This is a genomic window from Streptomyces sp. NPDC034037 (assembly GCF_055575715.1).
On sequence record NZ_JBVISC010000005.1, the window covers coordinates 334,553 to 354,565 of the forward strand.

A 20,013-nucleotide genomic window follows, 5' to 3' on the forward strand; every position below is an offset into this window, starting at 1 on the left:
CATGGTCACCTCCCGCCACGAGGCCTCCCACCGGATCTTCCAGGAACGCCCGGAGATCCTCGGCCCCGTCTTCGGCCTGCTCGGCGTCCCTCCACCGTCCAAAGCCGTCGTAGAGAGCTGGGCGGTGGGGCCGTTCGCGTGCGGCGCACTGGGGTGGACGGCACTCAGCACACATCCGCTCGTCCTGGGCCCCGAGAACGTACCCGTCGTCACCTTCTGAAGGTCGGCCTGGGGAACACCCCGGCCGGAGCGGAATGGAGAGAACTCATGACGTTCGTCAGCTACTTCCCGGGCCGGGGCACACTTCGCGAGCAGGCCTACCTGGAAGGGAAAGCGGAAGGGAAAGCGGAAGGCAAAGCGGAAGGCAAAGCCGAGGGCGCGGCCGAGGCTGTGGCCATGGCCGCCCATGCCGTGGTCCGCCTTCTCGAACAGCGTCTCGCACCCCTCCCCGACGACGCCCGCGAACGCGTCGCGTCCTGCACCGACCTCGACACCCTCGGCCGCTGGCTGGACCTGGCCTTCACCGTCGGGAGCGTCGAGGAGCTCTTCGCCGAGGACACGGGGCCCGAGCACACGCCGCACGGGTGACGGCGCGCTGTGCTCAGCTCACGGTGAGCTAAGTCATGCGGGGTGATGGCTTAATTTGACGGCGCCTTCACACGTGACTACGTAAGCTTCACGACATGGCCACGACTCACTCCCCCGACCGGCGCCGTACCGCCGACGAGGTCAACGAGGAGATCCGTGCGCTGTGGCTGGGCGCCGGTGGCCGGTTGCGGCCCGACGAGCGACGGGTGTACGAGCAGCTCGTCACCGAATGGGCCGAGGCCGAGGCCAACTCCTCGTCCACGCACGCCGCCTGACAGCACACACGGACTCCACGACCCGACGACGAAGAAGAAACAGAAGAAACAGAAGAAGTAGAAGAAGTAGAAGAAGTAGAAGAGAAGGCACAGGAAAAGGCCCCCGGAACCGATGGTTCCGGGGGCCTTTTCGGGCCGCTACTGCGCCGCCGGCTTGCGCAGCGAGATGTTCAGCTCCCGCAGCCGCGACTCGTCCAGCTCGGTGGGCGCGCCCATCATCAGGTCCTGCGCGTTGCCGTTGAGCGGGAAGGCGATCGTCTCGCGGATGTTCGGCTCGTCCGCGAGGAGCATGACGATGCGGTCGACGCCGGGCGCGATGCCGCCGTGCGGCGGGGCGCCGAGGCGGAAGGCGCGCAGCATGCCCGCGAACTCCTGCTCGACGGTTTCCGCGTCGTAGCCCGCGATCTCGAAGGCCTTCAGCATGACCTCGGGCTCGTGGTTGCGGATGGCGCCGGAGGACAGCTCGATGCCGTTGCAGACGATGTCGTACTGCCAGGCGAGGATGTCCAGCGGGTCCTTCTCCTCCAGGTCCTTCATGCCGCCCTGGGGCATGGAGAACGGGTTGTGGGAGAAGTCGATCTTGCCGGTCTCCTCGTCCTTCTCGTACATCGGGAAGTCGACGATCCAGCAGAAGCGGAAGACGCCCTCCTCGAAGTGTCCGGCCCGCTTGGCGGCCTCGACGCGCACCGCCGACATGATCTTGGAGACCTCGTCGAACTCGCCCGCGCCGAAGAAGACGGCGTGCCCGGCGGCGAGGCCGAGCCGCTTGGTCAGCTCCTCCACGTTCGCCTCGGTCAGGAACTTGGCGATCGGGCCGCTCAGCGAGCCGTCCTCGGCGACGCGCACCCAGGCGAGGCCCTTGGCGCCCTGCTCGACGGCGTAGTCACCGAGGCCGTCGAAGAACTTGCGGGACTGCCCGGCGGTGTCCGGCACCGGCAGCGCGCGCACGTGCTTGCCCGCGAAGGCCTTGAAGTCGGAGCCCGCGAAGATGTCCGTGATGTCGTGCAGTTCGAGCTTGGCGCGCAGGTCCGGCTTGTCGTTGCCGTACTTCAGCATCGACTCGCGGAAGGGGATGCGCGGGAAGGGCGAGGTGACCTCGCGGCCGCCGCCGAACTCCGTGAACAGCTCCGTCATCAGCTTCTCGATGGGCTGGAAGACGTCCTCCTGCTCCACGAAGCTCATCTCGACGTCGAGCTGGTAGAACTCGCCCGGCGAGCGGTCCGCGCGCGCGTCCTCGTCGCGGAAGCAGGGCGCGATCTGGAAGTAGCGGTCGAAGCCCGAGATCATCAGCAGCTGCTTGAACTGCTGCGGGGCCTGCGGCAGGGCGTAGAACTTGCCGGGGTTCAGGCGGGAGGGGACGACGAAGTCGCGGGCGCCCTCGGGGGAGGTCGCGGTGAGGATCGGTGTCGCCATCTCGTTGAAGCCGAGGGCCACCATCTTCGAGCGGATCGCGGCGATCACGGCGCTGCGCAGCATGATGTTGCGGTGCATGCGCTCGCGGCGCAGGTCCAGGAAGCGGTACTCCAGGCGCCGCTCCTCGTTCACGCCGTCCTCGGCGTTGATCGTGAAGGGCAGCGGGCCGGCGGCGCCGAGCACCTCGACCTCGGTGGCCTCGATCTCGATCTCGCCGGTGGGCAGCTCGGGGTTGACGTTGTCGGCGCCGCGCGAGACGACCTTGCCGTCGACGCGGACCACCGTCTCCTTGGACAGCTTGTCCAGGACCTCGGCCGCCGCGGTGCCCGGACGGGCCACCAGCTGCGTGATGCCGTAGTGGTCGCGGACATCGATGAACAGAATGCCGCCCAGGTCTCGGCGATTGTGCAGCCAGCCGCTGAGCCGGACGTCGGTGCCGACGTCAGAGGCGCGGAGCTCGCCGCAGGTGTGGGACCTGTACCGATGCATCGTCGTTCATCCAGTCTTCGCGAATAGGGGAGAGAGCAGACGCTCCCCAGGCTACCGTCCGGGCGAAGATCGGTTTCCGGATATCCGCCGGTGGCCGCCCCTCCGTGCTCCCCCCGGACCTCTTGCGGGCCGGGAAAGGGCCCGTTCCGGGAACCGGGCTCGGTGGCGGCTTTCCCCTCCATCTTCATAAAGTGGGTCAATGCGCACCGACGATCCCCTCTCGCAGGCGGGGAGCGACTCCCTGCCTCCCATACGGGACGTCCTTGCCGCCATCGCGACCGGCCTGTGGCGCTGGGACAACGCGTCCGGGACCGTCACGCTCGACGCCGAGGCCGCCCGGCTGCTCGGCCTGCCCGCCCGCCCGCAGACCCTGACGGAGGCGGCGGTGCGCTCCCGCTTCCACCCGGTCGACTGGAACGAGATCTACGGAACGGTCCAGCTCGCCGTCGCCGAGGGCACCCTCGCCGAGGCCCGGTTGCGGATCATGGACGACACGGGACGGCGCGTCCTGCGCACCGTACGCAGCCGCTCCAAGCCCGTCCTGCACGACGCGACCGAGGCGTACGAGCTGATCGGCACCCTCCAGGAGGTCAGCGAGCCCGCGCCCGGCACCGCCGCCCGCACACCCGTCACGGGCGACTGGCGCCGCTCCCGGGAGGCGTTCCTGCTCGACGCGGGCCGGGCGCTGGCCGAGGCGCGCTCCACGGAGGAGGTGCTGCGGGTCGCGGCGGGCCTGTCCATGCCGGGGTTCTCGCCCGACGGGCTCGCGGTCTTCGGGGTGGCGGGCGACCGGCTCTCGATCATCGGGCACCACGGCCACCAGCCCGGCGACGACGGGCCCTTCTCGGCGATGCCGCTGGACACCAACTACCCGGCCGCCGAGGTGGTGCGCACCGGCCGTGCCGTCTACCTCTCCTCGCCCGAGGACTACCGCCGCCGCTATCCGGCGGCCTGGCCGCTGGCCCGGCGCTTCGAGCGGCAGTCGTGGGCGTTCTTGCCGCTGACGGTGGCGGGCCGCACGATGGGCGCGTGGATGGCGGCCTTCGCGTATCCGGTGTCCTTCACGCCCGACGAGCGTTCCGTCCTGACGACGGTCGCCCGGATGCTGGCGCAGGCGCTGTCGCGGGCCGGGGTCGCCGAGTCCGAGCGGGAGCTGACGGAGGGCCTGCAGCGCTCCATGCTGCCGATGCTCGGGCCGCGGATCCCGGGGATGAGCGTGGCGGCCCGCTATGTGCCGACCGGCGGCGGGCTCCAGGTCGGCGGCGACTGGTACGACATGATCCAGCTGCCCAGCGGCCGGATCGCCTTCGTCATCGGCGACGTACAGGGGCACGACGTGCGCGCGGCGGGCCTGATGGGGCAGCTGCGGATCGCCCTGCGCGCCTACGCCTCCGAGGGGCACCGCCCGGACGCGGTGCTGTCGCGGGCCACCCGGTTCCTGTCGGGGATCACCGAGTCGATCACGTACGGCTCCAGCGGCCACGGCGCCGACGAGTCCACGGTGTACGACCCGCGCTTCGCGACCTGCCTGTACGTGGAGGCCGACCCGGCGACCGGCGTCCTGGAGATCGCCCGCGCCGGCCATCCCGAACCCGCGATACGCATGAGTGACGGAACGGTTCTGCTGAGGCCCACGGCGGGCGGTCTGCCGCTGGGCATCGACCCGGACGCGGACTATCCGACGACGCGCCTGGTCCTGGAACCCGGCGAGACCATGCTGATCTGCACGGACGGTCTCATCGAGACCGGCGGCCACGACCTGGACAGCGGCTGGTCCCGGATCCGGTCGATCCTGGAGGGGTATCTGGGCGAGGACGAGCAGGACGGCCTGGAACTCCTCGCCGACCGGCTCGTACAGGCCGTGCACGGGCCCGCCTCGCACTACACCACGGGACCGCTCGCCGACCGCCGCGAGGACGACGTGGCCGTCCTGCTGCTGAGCCGCACCGGGCGCCCCGAGCAGCGCACGGACGCCCGCCGCACCGTCCTCACCGTGGCGCAGGCCGAACCGGAGCGCGTCGCGGGCGCCCGCAGGCACCTGCGGGACCTGCTGCACGACTGGGCGGACGACGAGCAGGTCGACTCGGCGGTCCTGATGGTCTCGGAGATGCTGACGAACGTCCTGGTGCACACGGACGGCGACGCCCTGCTGGTCGCCGAGGTCACCGGTGAGCCCGGCGCGCGCCGGCTGCGGGCCGAGGTCGCGGACGGCAGCGACGACCTGCCGCACAAGCGCCGGCCGGGCGAGATGGCGTCGTCGGGGCGCGGCCTGGTCCTCATGGAGCTGCTCGCCGGGGCGTGGGGCGTGGACCCGCGCGGGGACGGCAAGAGCATCTGGTTCGAGCTGTACGAGGACGCGAATGCCGCCGGCGGTGAGGCGGGGGAATGAGTGGCGGGGCAGCGGCGGGGGCCACTACGCGCGGGTCGTCGTGGGCTGGGCGCGCGGTTCCCCGCGCCCCTTCGGGGCGCTACTCGGGGGGCTGAGCCGTACCGGAGTAGCGGGAGCGCAGTTCCGACAGGACGCCGAAGGCCGCCGCCGTCAGGGGTACGGCGAGGAGCATCCCGAGGATTCCGGCGACGGACGCGCCCGCCGTGATCGCCAGCATGACCACCGCCGGGTGCATCTGCACGGTGCGGCTCTGGATCATCGGCTGGAGGAGGTGCCCCTCCAGGACCTGTACGGCCAGGACCACGCCGAGCGCCCAGAGCGCGATGGCGAAGCCGCGGTCGGCGAGGGCGACGAGGATCGCCACCGCGCCGGACAGGAACGCGCCGAGGTAGGGGATGTAGGCGCCGACGAAGACGAGCGCGCCGAGCCCGAGGGCGCCCGGGACGCGCAGGACCAGCAGGCCGACGGTGATGCACAGGGCGTCGATGAACGCGATGATCGTCGTGCCGCGCATGAAGCCCTCGATGGCCTCGAAGGCGCGCCGCGCCATGACCTCGGCGGTGTCGGCGCTGTCGCCGGGGGCGAGCGAGCGCAGCCCGTTCAGCGCGCGCCCGGAGTCGCGCAGGAAGAAGAAGACGAGCAGCAGCGCGAGGACGGCCATCGCCATCATCTCGCCGACGGTGCTGAGCCCGCTGATCACCCCGGACGCCGCCGTGCCGCCGAACTTGCCGAACAGCTCCTTGGCGTTGGACGCCATGTCGTCGAGCGAGGTGCCGGCCGCCCCGAAGTACTTCGACAGGTCGCTCGCGGCCTGCTTGAGGGAGGCGATGATCTGGTCGCCGCTGTCGATGAGCGCCTTGACCACGATGTACGTCGCCCCGCCCACGACGGCGACGACGGCCGCGCAGGTCAGTCCGGCGGCGAGGGAGCGCTGCACCCGCATCTTGAGCAGGCGCCGGTACAGCGGGCCCAGCAGCGCGGTGCCGAGCAGGGCGAGCAGGACCGGGGTGACGGCCGTCTTGAGGGTGACGCAGAGCCAGACCCCCACGGCGGCCACGCCGGTGACCAGGAGGACGACGACGCACCAGGCGGCGGCGCGGCGGGCGGGCTCGGGCAGGAGGGTCTCCACCTCTCCTACCCGAGCACGGGGCCGGGCGCCGCGCACGTCATGTACGGCTACATGCCGGGCTGCTCATGTACGGCTACATGCCGGGCAGGTCATGTGCCCCTACATGCCAGGCCGGTCAAGTACGGCTACATGCCGTGCACGGCCGGGACCTTGCCGAGGAGGCCCCTCTGGAAGTCCTCGAAGGCCTGCTGGAGTTCGGCCCGGCTGTTCATCACGAACGGCCCGTAGTGCGCCATGGGCTCGCGGATCGGCTGCCCGCCGAGCAGGACGACCTCCAGGTCGGGGGCGTGCGCGTCCTGCCGCTCGTCGGCACGGACGGTCAGCGCGGAACCGGCGCCGAGGACGGCGGTCTGCCCCACGTGCACGGGGCGCCGCTCGGCCCCGACCGTGCCGCGGCCCGCGAGGACGTACGCGAGTCCGTTGAAGTCCGCGCGCCAAGGCAGCGTCACCTCGGCGCCGGGCCGCACGGTCGCGTGGATCATCGTGATCGGCGTGTGCGTGATGCCGGGGCCCTCGTGCCCGTCCAGCTCACCGGCGATGACGCGGAGCAGCGCGCCGCCGTCGGGGGAGGTGAGCAGCTGGACCTGGCCGCCGCGGATGTCCTGGTAGCGGGGGTCCATCATCTTGTCCCTGGCAGGCAGGTTCACCCACAGCTGGAGGCCGTGGAAGAGGCCGCCGGACAGGACGAGCTCCTCCGGCGGCGCCTCGATGTGCAGCAGGCCGCTGCCGGCCGTCATCCACTGGGTGTCGCCGCCGCGGATGGTGCCGCCGCCCCCGTTGGAGTCCTGGTGGACGAAGGTGCCGTCGATCAGGTAGGTGACCGTCTCGAAGCCGCGGTGCGGGTGCCAGGGGGTGCCCTTGGGCTCGCCGGCGGCGTACTCCACCTCACCCATCTGGTCCATCATGATGAACGGGTCGAGGTACTTGTAGTCGATCCCCGCGAAGGCCCGGCGCACCGGGAAGCCCTCGCCCTCGAAGCCGCTGGGCGCGGTGGTCACGGCGAGCACGGGGCGGGCCACGGCGTCGGCCGGTGCCACCACTCGGGGCAGGGTCAGCGGGTTCTCGACGGTCACTGCAGGCATGGTCGGACCTCCTTGTGCGCTCACTTTAGTTGAACATAGAACTTTCTGCCATCTGAACGAACGGGACCCGGAGGGCATTCCCTCCGGGTCCCACGGGTGGCTTGATCTGTTCCGGTTATGGGCGCACGGGCTACGGGCGCGGGCTACGGACGCACGGGCTCCAGCTGGAGGTAGTCCAGGTTCCAGTTCTGGAACGCGCCCGCGTCCAGGGACAGCAGGACGTGGTGGTGGCCGGCGGCCAGCTCCCGGGGATCGCGGCTGTCCTGGAGGTCGAAGGCGTGATGGGCGGTCGTGTTGGCGACCGGTACCGGTTTGCCCGGGCCGGCGCGGTCGAAGGCGAGCCGGTAGGTGCCGGCGGGGGAGTACGGGGACGAGACGCGGGCCTTGAGGGTGTAGCGGCCGGCCTTCGGCACGTCGAATCCATAGGTCAGCCACTCCGAGCCGCGCATCCAGCACACGACCACGGCGCCGTCGTGGTCGCACACGTCGACGTTCTCGCCGCGCCGCCCCGGTCCGTCGCCCCGGTTCCCGGGGTCGATGTCGTGGTAGGCCCTGCCCTCGCCGCCGGGGGCGTAGTTCTCCGCCTGGACGCGGACCGCCCCGGCCGGCACGGGGTCGGGGGCGCCGGTGGTCAGGTAGGACTTCAGCGTCCGGACGTTGTCGGTCTGGAGGATCGTCGCCTTGTGACGGGCGATGAGCGCGCCCCAGCCGCGCGCGGGGTCGATCAGCGAGGCCTCGTCGGTGAACCGGGCCGCGTAGCCGTTGCGCATCGTGTTGAACCACACGCGGCCGGTCGCCCGCAGCCCCTCGGCGAAGGCGGGGGCGGCCACCTTGTCGCGGACGTCGTCGAAGACGACCTCGAACGCGGGCGGCCGGTTCTGGCCGAAATCCCCCACCGAAGCGGCGTTGGCGTCATCCACCAGGTGCATGTAGAGCGCGCCCCGATGCCGGTCGAGGAACGCCCGTACCTCCGTGGCCGGTGCCCTGGACTTGAAGAGGCCGTTGCGCACGGTGCCGGTCTGCTCCAGCACCCGCCAGACGGCCTCGCGGTCCTTCCAGGCCTGGTCGAGATTGACGAGGCCGAGGGTGCGGGCGGCGCCCATGGCCTCCGCGAGCGTCGGCACCCGCTCACCGGTGACCGCCGCCTGGCGACCGCCCAGTCCCGCGCGCAGCCGCAGGCCGCGCAGCTGGGCGAGGGTGAGGTCGGCGACGCGACCGGTGCCGTCGGTCGTGCGGTCCACCCTCTCGTCGTGCATCAGGACGGGCACCCCGTCCTTGGTCAGCCGGACATCGACCTCGACGATCTCCGCACCGTCGGCGAAACCCGCCCGGACGGCGGCGAGGCTGTTCTCGGGGGCCCTGCGCCACTGCCCCCGGTGGGCGGCGATCATGACCCCGGCCCTGGGCCCGTGATCGAGGAAGGCGCGGAGGGCACGATCGGCGGGGGTCTCGCCGGGGCCGACGGAGTCGGTACGGGGGGCGGGGGCGGCGGCGTCCGTCCGGGGCGGAGGGGCGGCGGGGGGCGGCGGCTTGGCGGGGGCTGCGGGGTCCGCCCGGGGGGGCGGCGGGTTGGCGGGGGGTGCGGGGTCCGCCGGAGGGGGCGGGGCGGCTGGAGGGGGCGGGTTCGCGGGGGGTGCGGGGGCCGCTGGGGGCGGGGGGCCGGGGGTGGAGACGGGGCCCCTCATGGCCGCCTCCGGCGCCCCGGCGGGCGCCACCGCCCTGGTGCCCGGGGACGCGGCCGCTCTCGTACCCGGGAACGCGGCGCCGAGCAGCGCCGCGCACACGGCGAAGGTCACGAGGACGGCGAGCCGCCCCCTGCCCGGGTCGGCGAGGGCGCGACGCACACTCCCTGGCGAGGAGGAGCGCGGGGATGAGGGCGCGGGCGAGGCGGAGTACGGGGGCGAGGGCTCGGGTGAGGCGGAGTGCGGGGACGAGGAAGAGGGCGAGGGCGAGGGCGAAGACGAGGGTGACGAGGAGGGCATGGACGTGAGCATCCGCGCCCCCGCTCCGCGCGGTCCCCGACCCGGCCGCGCCCCGCCCGCCGTTCACCTGAAGCGACGATCTGAGCGCTACCCGTCCGGCGGCCCCCGGACGCCGGCCGACACCGGGGTCACGGCCCGGCGGCCGGAGCACGGCTCGACAGCCAGGTCACGGTCCAGCGCTCGGCCATGACCCGGCGGTCGGCATCGTGGCCCGACACCGGGGTCACGGCCGACAGCCCGGGCCACAGCCCAGCGCCCGGGGCCTACGACCCGACGCCCGGGTCACGACCCGACGAGCGGGGTCACGGTCCGGCACCCGGCGCACGACCCGAGGCCCGGGGTACGGGCGGGCCGGGAGGGTGGGTCAGCCGTACATGCGTCGCATGGCGAAGTCGACCATCTGTTCCACGGCCTTCGCGTCGAAGACCATGCGGTGCTCGCCCTCCATGTCGAGGACGAAGCCGTACCCGGTGGGGAGGAGGTCGATGACCTCGGCGCCGGTGATCACGAAGTACTTGGAGTCCTTGCCGGCGTACCGGCGCAGTTCCTTGAGGGAGGTGAACATCGGGATGACGGGCTGCTGGGTGTTGTGCAGCGCGAGGAAGCCGGGGTTGTCGCCGCGCGGGCAGTAGACCTTCGAGGTCGCGAAGATCTGCTGGAAGTCCTCGGCGGACAGCGAGCCCGTGGTGAAGGCGCGCACCGCGTCCGCGAGGGACGGCGGCGAGGGCTCGGGATAGAGCGGCGGCTGCTGGCCGTACCCACCGCCGGGCATGCCCTGCATCTGCTGCGGCGGCGGCTGCGCGCCCGGCGGGGCGTACTGCTGCTGGGCGCCAGGGTTCTGGTCGTAGCCGTACATGGGTGGAAGCCTACTGAGTCACAGATGGCCGGTTAGGGGTTGCGTCTTATTACCGACGGGTAGCATCATCGTAGCTACTTACTGGTATTCCATCCCTTTCTGCTTACGGAGCCTTCGCCATGGGCCACTACAAGTCGAATCTCCGCGACATCGAGTTCAACCTCTTCGAGGTGCTCGGCCGCGACAAGCTGTACGGCACCGGCCCGTTCGCGGAGATGGACGTCGACACCGCCAAGAGCATCCTCGAAGAGCTGCGCCGCCTCGCCGAGAACGAGCTGGCCGAGTCCTTCGCGGACGCCGACCGCAACCCCCCGGTCTTCGACCCGAAGACCAACACCGCGCCCGTCCCGGCGTCCTTCAAGAAGAGCTACCAGGCCTTCATGGACTCCGAGTACTGGCGCCTCGGCCTGCCCGAGGAGATCGGCGGCACCACCGCGCCCCGCTCCCTGATCTGGGGCTACGCGGAGCTGCTGCTCGGCTCGAACCCGGCCGTGTGGATGTACTCCTCCGGCCCGGCGTTCGCCGGCATCCTCTTCGAGGAGGGCAACGAGGCGCAGAAGAAGATCGCCTCCATCGCCGTCGAGAAGCAGTGGGGCTCCACGATGGTCCTCACCGAGCCCGACGCGGGCTCGGACGTCGGCGCCGGCCGCACCAAGGCCGTGCAGCAGGCGGACGGCTCCTGGCACATCGAGGGCGTGAAGCGCTTCATCACCTCCGGTGAGCACGACATGTCGGAGAACATCCTCCACTACGTCCTCGCCCGCCCCGAGGGCCACGGCCCCGGCACCAAGGGCCTGTCCCTCTTCCTCGTACCGAAGTACGAGTTCGACTGGGAGACCGGCGAGCTGGGCGAGCGCAACGGCGTCTACGCCACCAACGTCGAGCACAAGATGGGCCTGAAGGCCTCCAACACGTGCGAGATGACCTTCGGCGACCAGCACCCCGCCAAGGGCTGGCTGATCGGCGACAAGCACGACGGCATCCGCCAGATGTTCCGCATCATCGAGTTCGCGCGGATGATGGTCGGCACGAAGGCCATCGCGACGCTGTCCACGGGCTACCTGAACGCCCTGGAGTACGCCAAGGAGCGCGTCCAGGGCCCCGACCTCGCCCAGTTCATGGACAAGACCGCGCCCAAGGTGACGATCACCCACCACCCGGACGTGCGCCGCGCGCTGATGACGCAGAAGGCGTACGCGGAGGGCATGCGCGCGCTCGTGCTGCACACCGCGGCCGTCCAGGACGAGATCCAGGTCAAGGAGGCGGCGGGCGAGGGCGCGTCGGCGCTCAACGCCCTGAACGACCTGCTCCTGCCCATCGTCAAGGGCTACGGCTCGGAGAAGTCGTACGAGCTGCTGGCGCAGTCGCTCCAGACGTTCGGCGGCTCGGGGTACCTCCAGGAGTACCCGCTGGAGCAGTACATCCGCGACGCCAAGATCGACACCCTCTACGAGGGCACGACGGCCATCCAGGGGCAGGACTACTTCTTCCGGAAGATCGTCCGCAACCAGGGCGCCGCGCTGAACGGCCTCGCCGAGGAGATCAAGAAGTTCCTCGCCGTCGGCACGGGCGGCGAGACGCTGGCCGCCGCCCGCGAGGAGCTGGCCAAGGCCGCGGTCGAGCTGGAGGCCATCGTCGGCGTCATGCTGACGGACCTCGCGGCGACCGAGCAGGACGTCAAGTCCATCTACAAGGTGGGCCTCAACACCACGCGCCTGCTGATGGCGTCCGGTGACGTCGTCGTCGGCTACCTGCTGCTGCGGGGTGCGGCGGTCGCCGCCGAGAAGCTGGAGACGGCCTCCGCCAAGGACAAGGCCTTCTACGAGGGCAAGATCGCGGCGGCGAAGTTCTTCGCGACGACGGTTCTGCCGGGGGTCGCCGCCGAGCGGAAGCTCGCCGAAGGCGTTGACCTGGGGCTGATGGAGCTGGACGAGGCGGCGTTCTAGCCCCACGCCTCTCCTGCCTCTCCCCCGGCCCCCGCGCCGGGCACCACGGCCTGTCCCCGTCCCGGGGGCGGGCCGTGCGGCGTTGGGCCCAGGCCCAGGCCGTGTGGCGTGAGGCCCCGGCCCGCCCCGGGCCGTGCGGCGTGGGGGGGCGGTCCTGGCCCGCCGCTTCGCGGCGGATGTTTTCCCACCCACCCACCCGATTGCCCCGCATCGCCCCGGAACCGAACAAGCTCCCGCCGCGAAGCGGCGGGCCAGGGGATGACGCCGGGTAAACGGGCGGGTGGGTGGGAGACATCCGCCGCGAAGCGGTGGGCCAGGGGATGACGCGGGGCAACGGGCGGGTGGGTGGGAGACATCCGCCGCGGAGCGGCGGGGCAGGAGATCCTCCCCACCCCCCCAGGCCCCCGGCCAGACCCCGTCAAACCCACCCCACCCCCGCAGGGGGGCACCACCCCCGCCCCGGGGACCCACACCACCCCACCCCCGCTCTGGCTAGGCTGGCAGCCATGCGCACATCCACCGGCCCCTTCGACCGCGGCCACACCGAAGACCTCATGTCCTTCCTGGCGGCCGGCCCCACGCCGTACCACGCCGTGGCGAGCGCCGGCGAGCGGCTGGAGAAGGCCGGTTTCCGCCGGGTCGAGGAGACCGACGCCTGGGACGGCACGACCGGCGGCAAGTACGTGCTGCGCGGCGGCGCGATCGTCGCCTGGTACGTCCCGGAGGGCGCCGACCCGCACACCCCCTTCCGCATCGTCGGCGCCCACACCGACTCCCCGAACCTGCGCGTGAAGCCGCAGCCCGACGCGGGCGCCCACGGCTGGCGCCAGATCGCGGTGGAGATCTACGGCGGCCCGCTGCTCAACTCCTGGCTGGACCGCGACCTCGGCCTCGCGGGCCGGCTCTCGCTGCGCGACGGCACGACGCGGCTCGTGAACATCGACCGGCCGCTGCTGCGCGTGCCCCAACTGGCCATCCACATGGACCGTTCGGTGCACTCCGAGGGCCTGAAGCTCGACAAGCAGAAGCACATGCAGCCCATCTGGGGGCTCGGCGACGACGTGCACGAGGGCGACCTGATCCGGTTCCTGGAGGCGGAGACCGGTCTGGGCGAGGGCGACGTCACGGGCTGGGACCTCATGACGTACTCCGTGGAGCCCCCCGCCTTCCTGGGCCGTGACCGCGAGCTGGTCGCGGGCCCCCGGATGGACAACCTCCTGTCCGTGCACGCGGCGACGGCCGCCCTCGCCGCCGTGTCGGGCCGCGCCGACCTGTCGTACATCCCGGTCCTCGCCGCCTTCGACCACGAGGAGAACGGCTCGCAGTCCGACACCGGCGCCGACGGCCCGCTGCTCGGCAGCGTCCTGGAGCGGTCCGTGTTCGCGCGCGGCGGCTCCTACGAGGACCGGGCCCGCGCCTTCGCCGGGACCGTGTGCCTCTCCTCCGACACCGGCCACGCCGTGCACCCCAACTACGCGGAGCGGCACGACCCGACGCACCACCCCCGCGCCAACGGCGGCCCCATCCTCAAGGTCAACGTCAACAACCGCTACGCCACGGACGGCACCGGGCGGGCGGTGTTCGCCGCCGCGTGCGAGAAGGCGGGCGTGCCGTTCCAGTCGTTCGTCTCCAACAACTCGATGCCGTGCGGCACCACCATCGGCCCCATCACCGCGGCCCGGCACGGCATCAAGACGGTCGACATCGGCGTGGCGATCCTGTCGATGCACAGCGCCCGCGAGCTGTGCGGCGCGGACGACCCGCACATGCTGGCCAACGCCCTCGTGGCGTTCCTGGCGGGCTGAGGCGTCAAGTCCCGTGTGGTCGTGGCCCATCCGGGTACACGGTGCATCGCAGCCACGACCACAGGGAGGCGGTCCATATGGGCCTGGGCGGATGCATCATTCTCATCGCCGTGGGCGCCATTCTCACGTTCGCGACCGACTGGGAGATGGAAGGCCTCAACCTCACCGTCGCCGGTCTGGTCATGATGGCGGTCGGCCTCATCGGCGTCGCCGCGTTCACCAGCATCGCGCGCCGCAGGCGGGCGGTGGTGCCACCGGTCGCGCCGAACACGGTCGTCGACCCCGAGCAGGAGCGCAGGGGCTACTGACCCGCCGACACACCACATCATCGATGCCGGATGTCCGATGTCTGATGTCCGATGTGCGACGGTTCGGGGTAGTCATGGGTCATGAGACTTCTCGTACGGGACCGCCTGCTCGGCATCGGTGACGACTACTGGATCGAGGACGACCAGGGCCGCAAGGTCTTCCTCGTCGACGGCAAGGCGATGCGCCTGCGCGACACCTTCGAGCTGAAGGACGCGCAGGGCAGGGTCCTCATCGACATCCACGCCAAGATGCTCGCCCTGCGTGACACGATGGTGATCGAGCGGGAGGGACACCCGCTCGCCACGGTCCGGCGCAAGCGCCTGTCGCTGCTGCGCAACCACTACCGCGTCTCGCTCGTCGACGGCACGGAGCTGGACGTCAGCGGCAAGATCCTCGACCGGGAGTTCGCCGTCGAGTACGACGGTGAGCTGCTGGCGGACATCTCGCGCCGCTGGCTCAGCGTGCGCGAGACGTACGGCCTGCACGTCGTGCGCGAGGACGCCGATCCCGCCCTGCTGGTCGCCGTCACGGTCTGCGTCATCCACCTGGCGGAGAAGGAGCGCTCGGACGACTGATGTCCGGTTCCGGCGTCGTGGGCGGGGCGCGCGTCAGCGTCCGGGCGGCGGGTCCATCCCCAGCAGCCGGTCCTTCAGCGCCGGGAACTGCTCGCGTGTCGCCGCCACCTTCGCGGGGTCGAGATCGACGGTGAGGACCTCCTCACCGTCGCCCGCCTCGGCGAGCACCTCGCCCCACGGGTCGACGACGACGCTGTGCCCGGCCTGCGGTACGCCCGCGTGCGTGCCGCCGGTACCGCAGGCCAGGACGTACACCTGGTCCTCGACCGCCCGCGCCCTGGCCAGCAGCAGCCAGTGCTCGCGCCGCCGCTCGGGCCAGCCGGCGGACACCACGAACATCTCGGCGCCCGCGTCGACAAGACCCCGGAACATCTCGGGGAAGCGCAGGTCGTAGCAGGTGGCGAGGCCGAGGGTGGTGTCCGGCGTGCGAACTGTCACGAGCTGCGAGCCCGCGCCCATCAGCACGGCCTCGCCCTTGTCGAAGCCGAAGCGGTGGATCTTCCGGTAGGAGGCGGCGAGTTCACCGTCCGGGGAGAAGACGAGCGAGGTGTTGTAGAGGACACCGTCCCCCGCCCCGGAGCCCCCGTCCCCCGCGCCGGAGCCGTCGTCGGACGCGGCGCGCTCGGGGATGGAACCGGCGTGCAGCCAGACGCCCGCGTCCCGCGCGGCCTCGGACATCGCGTCGTACGTGGGACCCGTCAGCGGCTCGGCCTCGCTCGCGAAAGCCTCGTAGGCGAAGGCGCCCGTCGTCCACAGCTCGGGCAGCACCACGAGATCCGGCCGCTCCCGTGCCGCCGTCTCCCGCACCAGCGAAGAGACGCGCTCCCTACGGGAATTGACCGGCTCGTCCTCGTCCACGGCGATCTGGATGAGAGAGGCGCGCACACTACCACCGTCCTGGCATTCGATCCGTCATCACCGTCAAGCACAGCCTACGATCGTCACACGAAAGCACTGCCGGGGTGCCTGCGGGCAGCGTACTGTGATTTTCCGGGGGAGCCCCCCGGACCCCCACGACGCCCCACCGACACCCACCGCCCGCGTACGACCGCCGAGGGGTCCCGTGAGTCTCCATCCCAGCCTGCAAACCTACGCCGATGCCTGGTCCCACTCCGTGGAAGCGATATCCGAGCTGGTGACACCGCTCGTCGAGGGCGAGTGGAACCGGGCCACCCCGTGCCCCGGCTGGTCGGTGCGCGACATCGTCTCCCATGTCATCGGCCTCGACTGCGAGATGCTGGGCGACCCGCGACCCATCCACTCCCTGCCCCGCGACCTGTACCACGTGCGGACCGAGGGCCAGCGGTACATGGAGATGCAGGTCGACGTGCGGCGCCACCACACGGCACCGGAGATGACCTCCGAGCTGGAGTACACGATCATCCGCCGCTCCCGGCAGCTGCGGAACGAGTCGCGCGACCCGAGCACCAAGGTCCGCGGCCCCCTCGGCACGGAGCGGACCCTCGAACAGTCCATGCGCCTGCGGGCGTTCGACGTATGGGTGCACGAGCAGGACCTGCGCACGGCGCTGCGCAAGCCCGGCAACCTCGACTCCCCCGGGGCGTACGTGGCGCGCGACCTGCTCCTGCAAGGGCTGGCGAAGGTCGTCGCCAAGGAGGCGGGCGCGCCCGCGAACAGCGCGGTCGTCTTCGACGTCAGCGGCCCCGTGGAGTTCCTGCGCACGGTGCGCGTGGACGCCGAGGGCAAGGGCACCGTGGACAACGCCCCCTCGCTCGGCCCGCTGGCCACCATCGCCCTGGACTGGGAGACATACTTCCGGCTCGCCTGCGGACGCGTGTCGTACGGGGCCGTCGCCGACCGCGTCAAGACCGAGGGCGACCACGACCTCGCGGAGGCCATCCTGCGCAACTTCGCCGTGACACCGTGACTCCGTGACGTCGTGACTCCATGACGTCGTGACGCCGTGAAGCAGAGCCGACCGTCCGGCGTCCCAGACGCCCCCGAAGCGGTTCACACCGGGACGTGCACGGCCTCGACCCGGGAGGCGACAAGCTGCTCCCGCTCCCGGCGAACCGCCCGCTTCCGCAGCCGCAGGATCTGGCAGAGCCCCACCGCCTCCAGGACGAACACCGCCGAGAACGCCACGCGGTAGTTCTCACCGGTCGCGTCCAGCAGCAGGCCGATCGCCAGCAGCGTCGTCATGGAGGCGACGAAGCCGCCCATGTTGGTGATGCCGGAGGCCGTGCCCTGGCGCTCGGGCGGGTTGGCGGGCCGCGCGAAGTCGAAGCCGATCATCGAGGCGGGCCCGCAGGCGCCGAGCACGGCGCACAGCGCGATCAGCAGCCACAGCGGCGCGTGCTCCCCGGGACAGGCGAGCGTGGCCGCCCACGCCGTGGCCGTCGCCCCGACCGTGCCGAGCGCCAGCGGGAGCCGCGCCGCGTGGTGCCGGGCGACGATCTGCCCGTAGACCAGGCCGATCACCATGTTGGAGAGCACGACGAGGGTGAGCAGTTCGCCCGCCGCCGCCCGGGACAGGCCCTGCGCCTCGACGAGGAACGGCAGCCCCCACAGCAGCAGGAACACCATCGCGGGGAACTGCGTGGTGAAGTGCACCCACAGTCCGAGCCGGGTGCCGGGCTCGCGCCAGGACAGGGTGATCTGCTCGCGTACGAAGGCCGCCCCGGTGCGCTCGGCCGGCTTCGGCTCGTGGCCCTCGGGGTGGTCCTTGAGGAACAGCGTCAGCAGGACCAGGACGACGACACCGCACAGCGCGCTGCCCGCGAAGGCCGCGGTCCAGCCGACGGAGTGCAGCAGCCGCGCCAGGACGAGCGTGGAGACGAGGTTGCCCGCCATGCCGACGAGCCCCGCGAGCTGGGCGACCAGCGGGCCGCGCCGGGCCGGGAACCAGCGCGTGCCGAGCCGCAGCACGCTGATGAAGGTGAGCGCGTCGCCGCAGCCCAGCAGGGCCCGGGAGGTGAGCGCCATCGCGTACGAGGGGGAGAACGCGAAGCCGAGCTGCCCGACCGTGAACAGCACGACGCCGATGGTCAGCACCTTCTTGGTGCCGAGCCGGTCGACCAGCAGGCCGACGGGTATCTGCATCCCCGCGTACACGAGCAGCTGGAGGATCGAGAACGTCGACAGGGCCGAGGCGTTGACGTGGAACCGGTCGGCGGCGTCGAGTCCGGCGACGCCGAGGGAGGTGCGGAAGATGACGGCGACGAAGTAGACGGCGACCCCGATCGACCAGACGACCACGGCCTTCCCGCCGCCCGGCGGATCACCGGGCAGGACGGCGGGGGCGGACGGGGAACTCACCGCACCTCACCCCGGGCCAGGTGCTGGAACCACCCCACGTGCCGGGTGACGACGGCGACCGCCGCCTCCGCGTCGCCCTCGCGCAGCGCCGCGAGGATCTCCTCGTGCTCCGCCAGCGTCTTCGCGATCCGGTCCGGGTGCGAGTGCATCACGGCGACCCCCATCCGCAACTGCCGGTCCCGCAGCTGGTCGTAGAGGCGCGAGAGGATCTCGTTGCCCCCGCTGCGCACGATCTCGGCGTGGAAGCAGCGGTCGGTGACGGCGGCCGCGGCGAAGTCCCCGGCGGCGGCCTGCTCGCGCTGGCGGGCCAGCAGCGCCGCGAGGCGCTCCACGAGCCCCGCCGGCGCTGGTACGGCCTTGCGCACGGCGTGCGTCTCGACGAGCAGCCGCGTCTCGACGACGTCCGCGATCTCCTGCGCGGAGACGGGCAGCACGAGCGCGCCCTTCTTGGGGTAGAGCCGCAGCAGCCCTTCGACCTCCAGCTTCAGCAGCGCCTCGCGCACCGGCGTGCGGGAGACGCCCACGGCCTCGGCCAGCTCGCCCTCGGTGAGCAGCGTGCCGCCCTCGTAGCGGCGCTCCAGGACGGCTCGCTTGACGTGCGCGTAGACGCGTTCGGCGGCGGGCGGCCGCTTGCCGGCGGGCGCGGTGGCGGTGGCGGTGGGGGTGGCGGAGGAGGTGGTGGAGGCGGGTGCGGTGGGGGTGGTGGGCGTGGTCGCGGCGGCGGGGGCTGGCATGCGCACAGCTTAGATACAACACGTATACGCGAGAATCCCCCGTCCACATGACGGACCCCCGCGCGCTCCATGCGCCCTCACGGGTCCCCGCGAGATTTCTCGGGTCCGGAGCAGATTTCTCGGCGCGTCGGCACATCCATTGCCCCCTCTCACTCGTCTTACGAAAGAGGCGGCCCCTCCATGTGGCCGCAATCCAGGGGCATTTGGAGCAGAGATCTTGAAAACCGGCATCAAGGACGTACGCCGCGTATCGGTTGTAACCCTCACCGCGAGCGCGATACTGGCCGGCGGCGTCCTCACCACCCCGGCCCACGCGGCCGCACCGCCCAAGCCGTCCATCGCGGCCAAGGGCGGCTATGTGATGAACAACGGCACGGGCAAGAGCCTCTTCACCAAGTCCGCCGACACCCGCCGGTCCACCGGCTCCACGACGAAGATCATGACGGCGCGCGTGGTGCTCGGCCAGCGGAACCTCAACCTCGACTCCAAGGTCACGGTCCAGAAGGCGTACAGCGACTACATCGTCGCCAACAACTACGCCTCCTCGGCCCGCCTGATCGTCGGCGACAAGGTCACCGTCCGCCAGCTGCTGTACGGGCTGATGCTGCCCTCCGGCTGCGACGCCGCGTACGCGCTCGCCGACAAGTTCGGCAAGGGCACCACCCGCGCGGCCCGCGTGAAGAACTTCATCGGCCAGATGAACACCACGGCCAGGTCGCTCGGCCTGACCAACACCCACTTCGACTCGTTCGACGGCATCGGGCACGGCCAGAACTACTCGACGCCGCGCGACCTGACGAAGCTCGCGAGCAACGCGATGAAGTACTCCACGTTCCGCACGGTCGTGAAGACCAAGGCGACCACCCAGAAGGTCACCACGAAGTCCGGCGGCTACCGCAACATGGCGTGGGAGAACACGAACAAGCTCCTCGGCTCCTACAGCGGCGCCCTCGGCGTGAAGACGGGCTCCGGCCCCGAGGCGAAGTACTGCCTCGTCTTCGCCGCGACGCGCAACGGCAAGACGGTCATCGGCACCGTCCTGACCTCGTCCTCGGCGGCCGACCGCCTCTCGGACGCCAAGAAGCTGATGGACTACGGCTTCAAGGTCGCCTGACACCAGGCACGCCGACAGTACGAGAAGGGGGCCCGCCGCTCACCGCGC

General features: G+C 71.4%; 19 protein-coding genes. 11 read left to right on the forward strand and 8 right to left on the reverse strand.

What is annotated here, in order from left to right; all coding sequences use genetic code 11:
- Nucleotide 1: 1 nt before the first annotated feature.
- The 3 genes from ACZ516_RS19780 to ACZ516_RS19790 all read left to right on the forward strand — a co-directional run bounded on the left by ACZ516_RS19780 (nt 2) and on the right by ACZ516_RS19790 (nt 863).
- The gene (locus ACZ516_RS19780) at nt 2-220 is read left to right on the forward strand and encodes a hypothetical protein (protein ID WP_469011226.1); all 219 of its coding nucleotides are present in this window, start codon (nt 2-4) and stop codon (nt 218-220) included.
- A 47-nt stretch (nt 221-267) separates the two neighbouring features.
- Nucleotides 268-588 carry a hypothetical protein gene (locus ACZ516_RS19785; protein ID WP_469011227.1) on the forward strand — a complete coding sequence of 107 codons (321 nt, stop codon included), beginning with the start codon at nt 268-270 and terminating at the stop codon, nt 586-588.
- A gap of 95 nt (nt 589-683) precedes the next feature.
- Nucleotides 684-863, forward strand: a complete 180-nt coding sequence (locus ACZ516_RS19790; RefSeq protein WP_358583060.1) for a hypothetical protein — start codon at nt 684-686, stop codon at nt 861-863.
- 138 nt (nt 864-1,001) lie between these two features.
- Here ACZ516_RS19790 and aspS read toward each other — a convergent pair whose 3' ends face one another.
- Complete coding sequence (aspS, locus tag ACZ516_RS19795; RefSeq protein ID WP_358583062.1) at nt 1,002-2,765, reverse strand: aspartate--tRNA ligase; 1,764 nt, start codon at nt 2,763-2,765, stop codon at nt 1,002-1,004.
- Between the two features lie 199 nt (nt 2,766-2,964).
- Here aspS and ACZ516_RS19800 point away from each other — a divergent pair, with 199 nt between their 5' ends.
- Nucleotides 2,965-5,154 carry an ATP-binding SpoIIE family protein phosphatase gene (locus ACZ516_RS19800; protein ID WP_469011228.1) on the forward strand — a complete coding sequence of 730 codons (2,190 nt, stop codon included), beginning with the start codon at nt 2,965-2,967 and terminating at the stop codon, nt 5,152-5,154.
- Nucleotides 5,155-5,233: 79 nt separating this feature from the next.
- On the opposite strand, the gene ACZ516_RS19805 is transcribed toward ACZ516_RS19800, so the two are convergent.
- From ACZ516_RS19805 to ACZ516_RS19815, 3 genes are all read right to left on the reverse strand, one after another.
- Nucleotides 5,234-6,283 carry an AI-2E family transporter gene (locus tag ACZ516_RS19805; protein ID WP_361079756.1) on the reverse strand — a complete coding sequence of 350 codons (1,050 nt, stop codon included), beginning with the start codon at nt 6,281-6,283 and terminating at the stop codon, nt 5,234-5,236.
- A 125-nt stretch (nt 6,284-6,408) separates the two neighbouring features.
- Entirely contained in the window at nt 6,409-7,365 is a 957-nt protein-coding gene (locus ACZ516_RS19810; RefSeq protein ID WP_358583068.1) for a pirin family protein, read from the reverse strand.
- Between the two features lie 143 nt (nt 7,366-7,508).
- The gene (locus ACZ516_RS19815; protein WP_361079754.1) at nt 7,509-8,756 is read right to left on the reverse strand and encodes a glycerophosphodiester phosphodiesterase family protein; all 1,248 of its coding nucleotides are present in this window, start codon (nt 8,754-8,756) and stop codon (nt 7,509-7,511) included.
- 292 nt (nt 8,757-9,048) lie between these two features.
- Here ACZ516_RS19815 and ACZ516_RS19820 point away from each other — a divergent pair, with 292 nt between their 5' ends.
- Nucleotides 9,049-9,537, forward strand: coding sequence for a hypothetical protein (locus ACZ516_RS19820; protein WP_469011229.1), 489 nt, complete (start codon nt 9,049-9,051; stop codon nt 9,535-9,537).
- 174 nt (nt 9,538-9,711) lie between these two features.
- Here ACZ516_RS19820 and ACZ516_RS19825 read toward each other — a convergent pair whose 3' ends face one another.
- Nucleotides 9,712-10,203 carry an SseB family protein gene (locus tag ACZ516_RS19825; RefSeq protein WP_361079751.1) on the reverse strand — a complete coding sequence of 164 codons (492 nt, stop codon included), beginning with the start codon at nt 10,201-10,203 and terminating at the stop codon, nt 9,712-9,714.
- A gap of 119 nt (nt 10,204-10,322) precedes the next feature.
- Here ACZ516_RS19825 and ACZ516_RS19830 point away from each other — a divergent pair, with 119 nt between their 5' ends.
- The 4 genes from ACZ516_RS19830 to ACZ516_RS19845 all read left to right on the forward strand — a co-directional run bounded on the left by ACZ516_RS19830 (nt 10,323) and on the right by ACZ516_RS19845 (nt 14,838).
- The gene (locus ACZ516_RS19830) at nt 10,323-12,149 is read left to right on the forward strand and encodes an acyl-CoA dehydrogenase (protein ID WP_469011230.1); all 1,827 of its coding nucleotides are present in this window, start codon (nt 10,323-10,325) and stop codon (nt 12,147-12,149) included.
- A gap of 506 nt (nt 12,150-12,655) precedes the next feature.
- Nucleotides 12,656-13,954: a M18 family aminopeptidase gene (locus tag ACZ516_RS19835; RefSeq protein WP_469011231.1), complete on the forward strand. Its 1,299-nt coding sequence runs from the start codon at nt 12,656-12,658 to the stop codon at nt 13,952-13,954.
- A 77-nt stretch (nt 13,955-14,031) separates the two neighbouring features.
- Complete coding sequence (locus tag ACZ516_RS19840; protein ID WP_361081055.1) at nt 14,032-14,262, forward strand: DUF6458 family protein; 231 nt, start codon at nt 14,032-14,034, stop codon at nt 14,260-14,262.
- Nucleotides 14,263-14,343: 81 nt separating this feature from the next.
- The gene (locus tag ACZ516_RS19845; protein WP_358586705.1) at nt 14,344-14,838 is read left to right on the forward strand and encodes an LURP-one-related/scramblase family protein; all 495 of its coding nucleotides are present in this window, start codon (nt 14,344-14,346) and stop codon (nt 14,836-14,838) included.
- 33 nt (nt 14,839-14,871) lie between these two features.
- Here the strand turns inward: ACZ516_RS19845 and ACZ516_RS19850 are convergent, their stop codons facing one another.
- Nucleotides 14,872-15,723, reverse strand: coding sequence for a carbon-nitrogen family hydrolase (locus ACZ516_RS19850; RefSeq protein WP_469011232.1), 852 nt, complete (start codon nt 15,721-15,723; stop codon nt 14,872-14,874).
- A gap of 178 nt (nt 15,724-15,901) precedes the next feature.
- On the opposite strand from ACZ516_RS19850, the gene ACZ516_RS19855 reads away from it, so the two are divergent.
- Nucleotides 15,902-16,726: a maleylpyruvate isomerase family mycothiol-dependent enzyme gene (locus ACZ516_RS19855; RefSeq protein WP_361081060.1), complete on the forward strand. Its 825-nt coding sequence runs from the start codon at nt 15,902-15,904 to the stop codon at nt 16,724-16,726.
- Nucleotides 16,727-16,809: 83 nt separating this feature from the next.
- On the opposite strand, the gene ACZ516_RS19860 is transcribed toward ACZ516_RS19855, so the two are convergent.
- Together ACZ516_RS19860 and ACZ516_RS19865 are read right to left on the reverse strand one after the other, a co-directional pair.
- Nucleotides 16,810-18,117 (reverse strand): MFS transporter, encoded by a 1,308-nt coding sequence (locus tag ACZ516_RS19860; protein ID WP_469011233.1) that lies wholly within the window; start codon nt 18,115-18,117, stop codon nt 16,810-16,812.
- Nucleotides 18,114-18,857, reverse strand: coding sequence for a GntR family transcriptional regulator (locus tag ACZ516_RS19865; protein WP_469011234.1), 744 nt, complete (start codon nt 18,855-18,857; stop codon nt 18,114-18,116). Before ACZ516_RS19865 ends, ACZ516_RS19860 begins: the two co-directional genes overlap by 4 nt.
- A gap of 211 nt (nt 18,858-19,068) precedes the next feature.
- Here ACZ516_RS19865 and ACZ516_RS19870 point away from each other — a divergent pair, with 211 nt between their 5' ends.
- A complete protein-coding gene (locus tag ACZ516_RS19870; RefSeq protein WP_469011235.1) occupies nt 19,069-19,965 on the forward strand; it encodes a D-alanyl-D-alanine carboxypeptidase family protein in 897 nt (298 codons plus the stop codon).
- Nucleotides 19,966-20,013 lie beyond the last annotated feature (48 nt).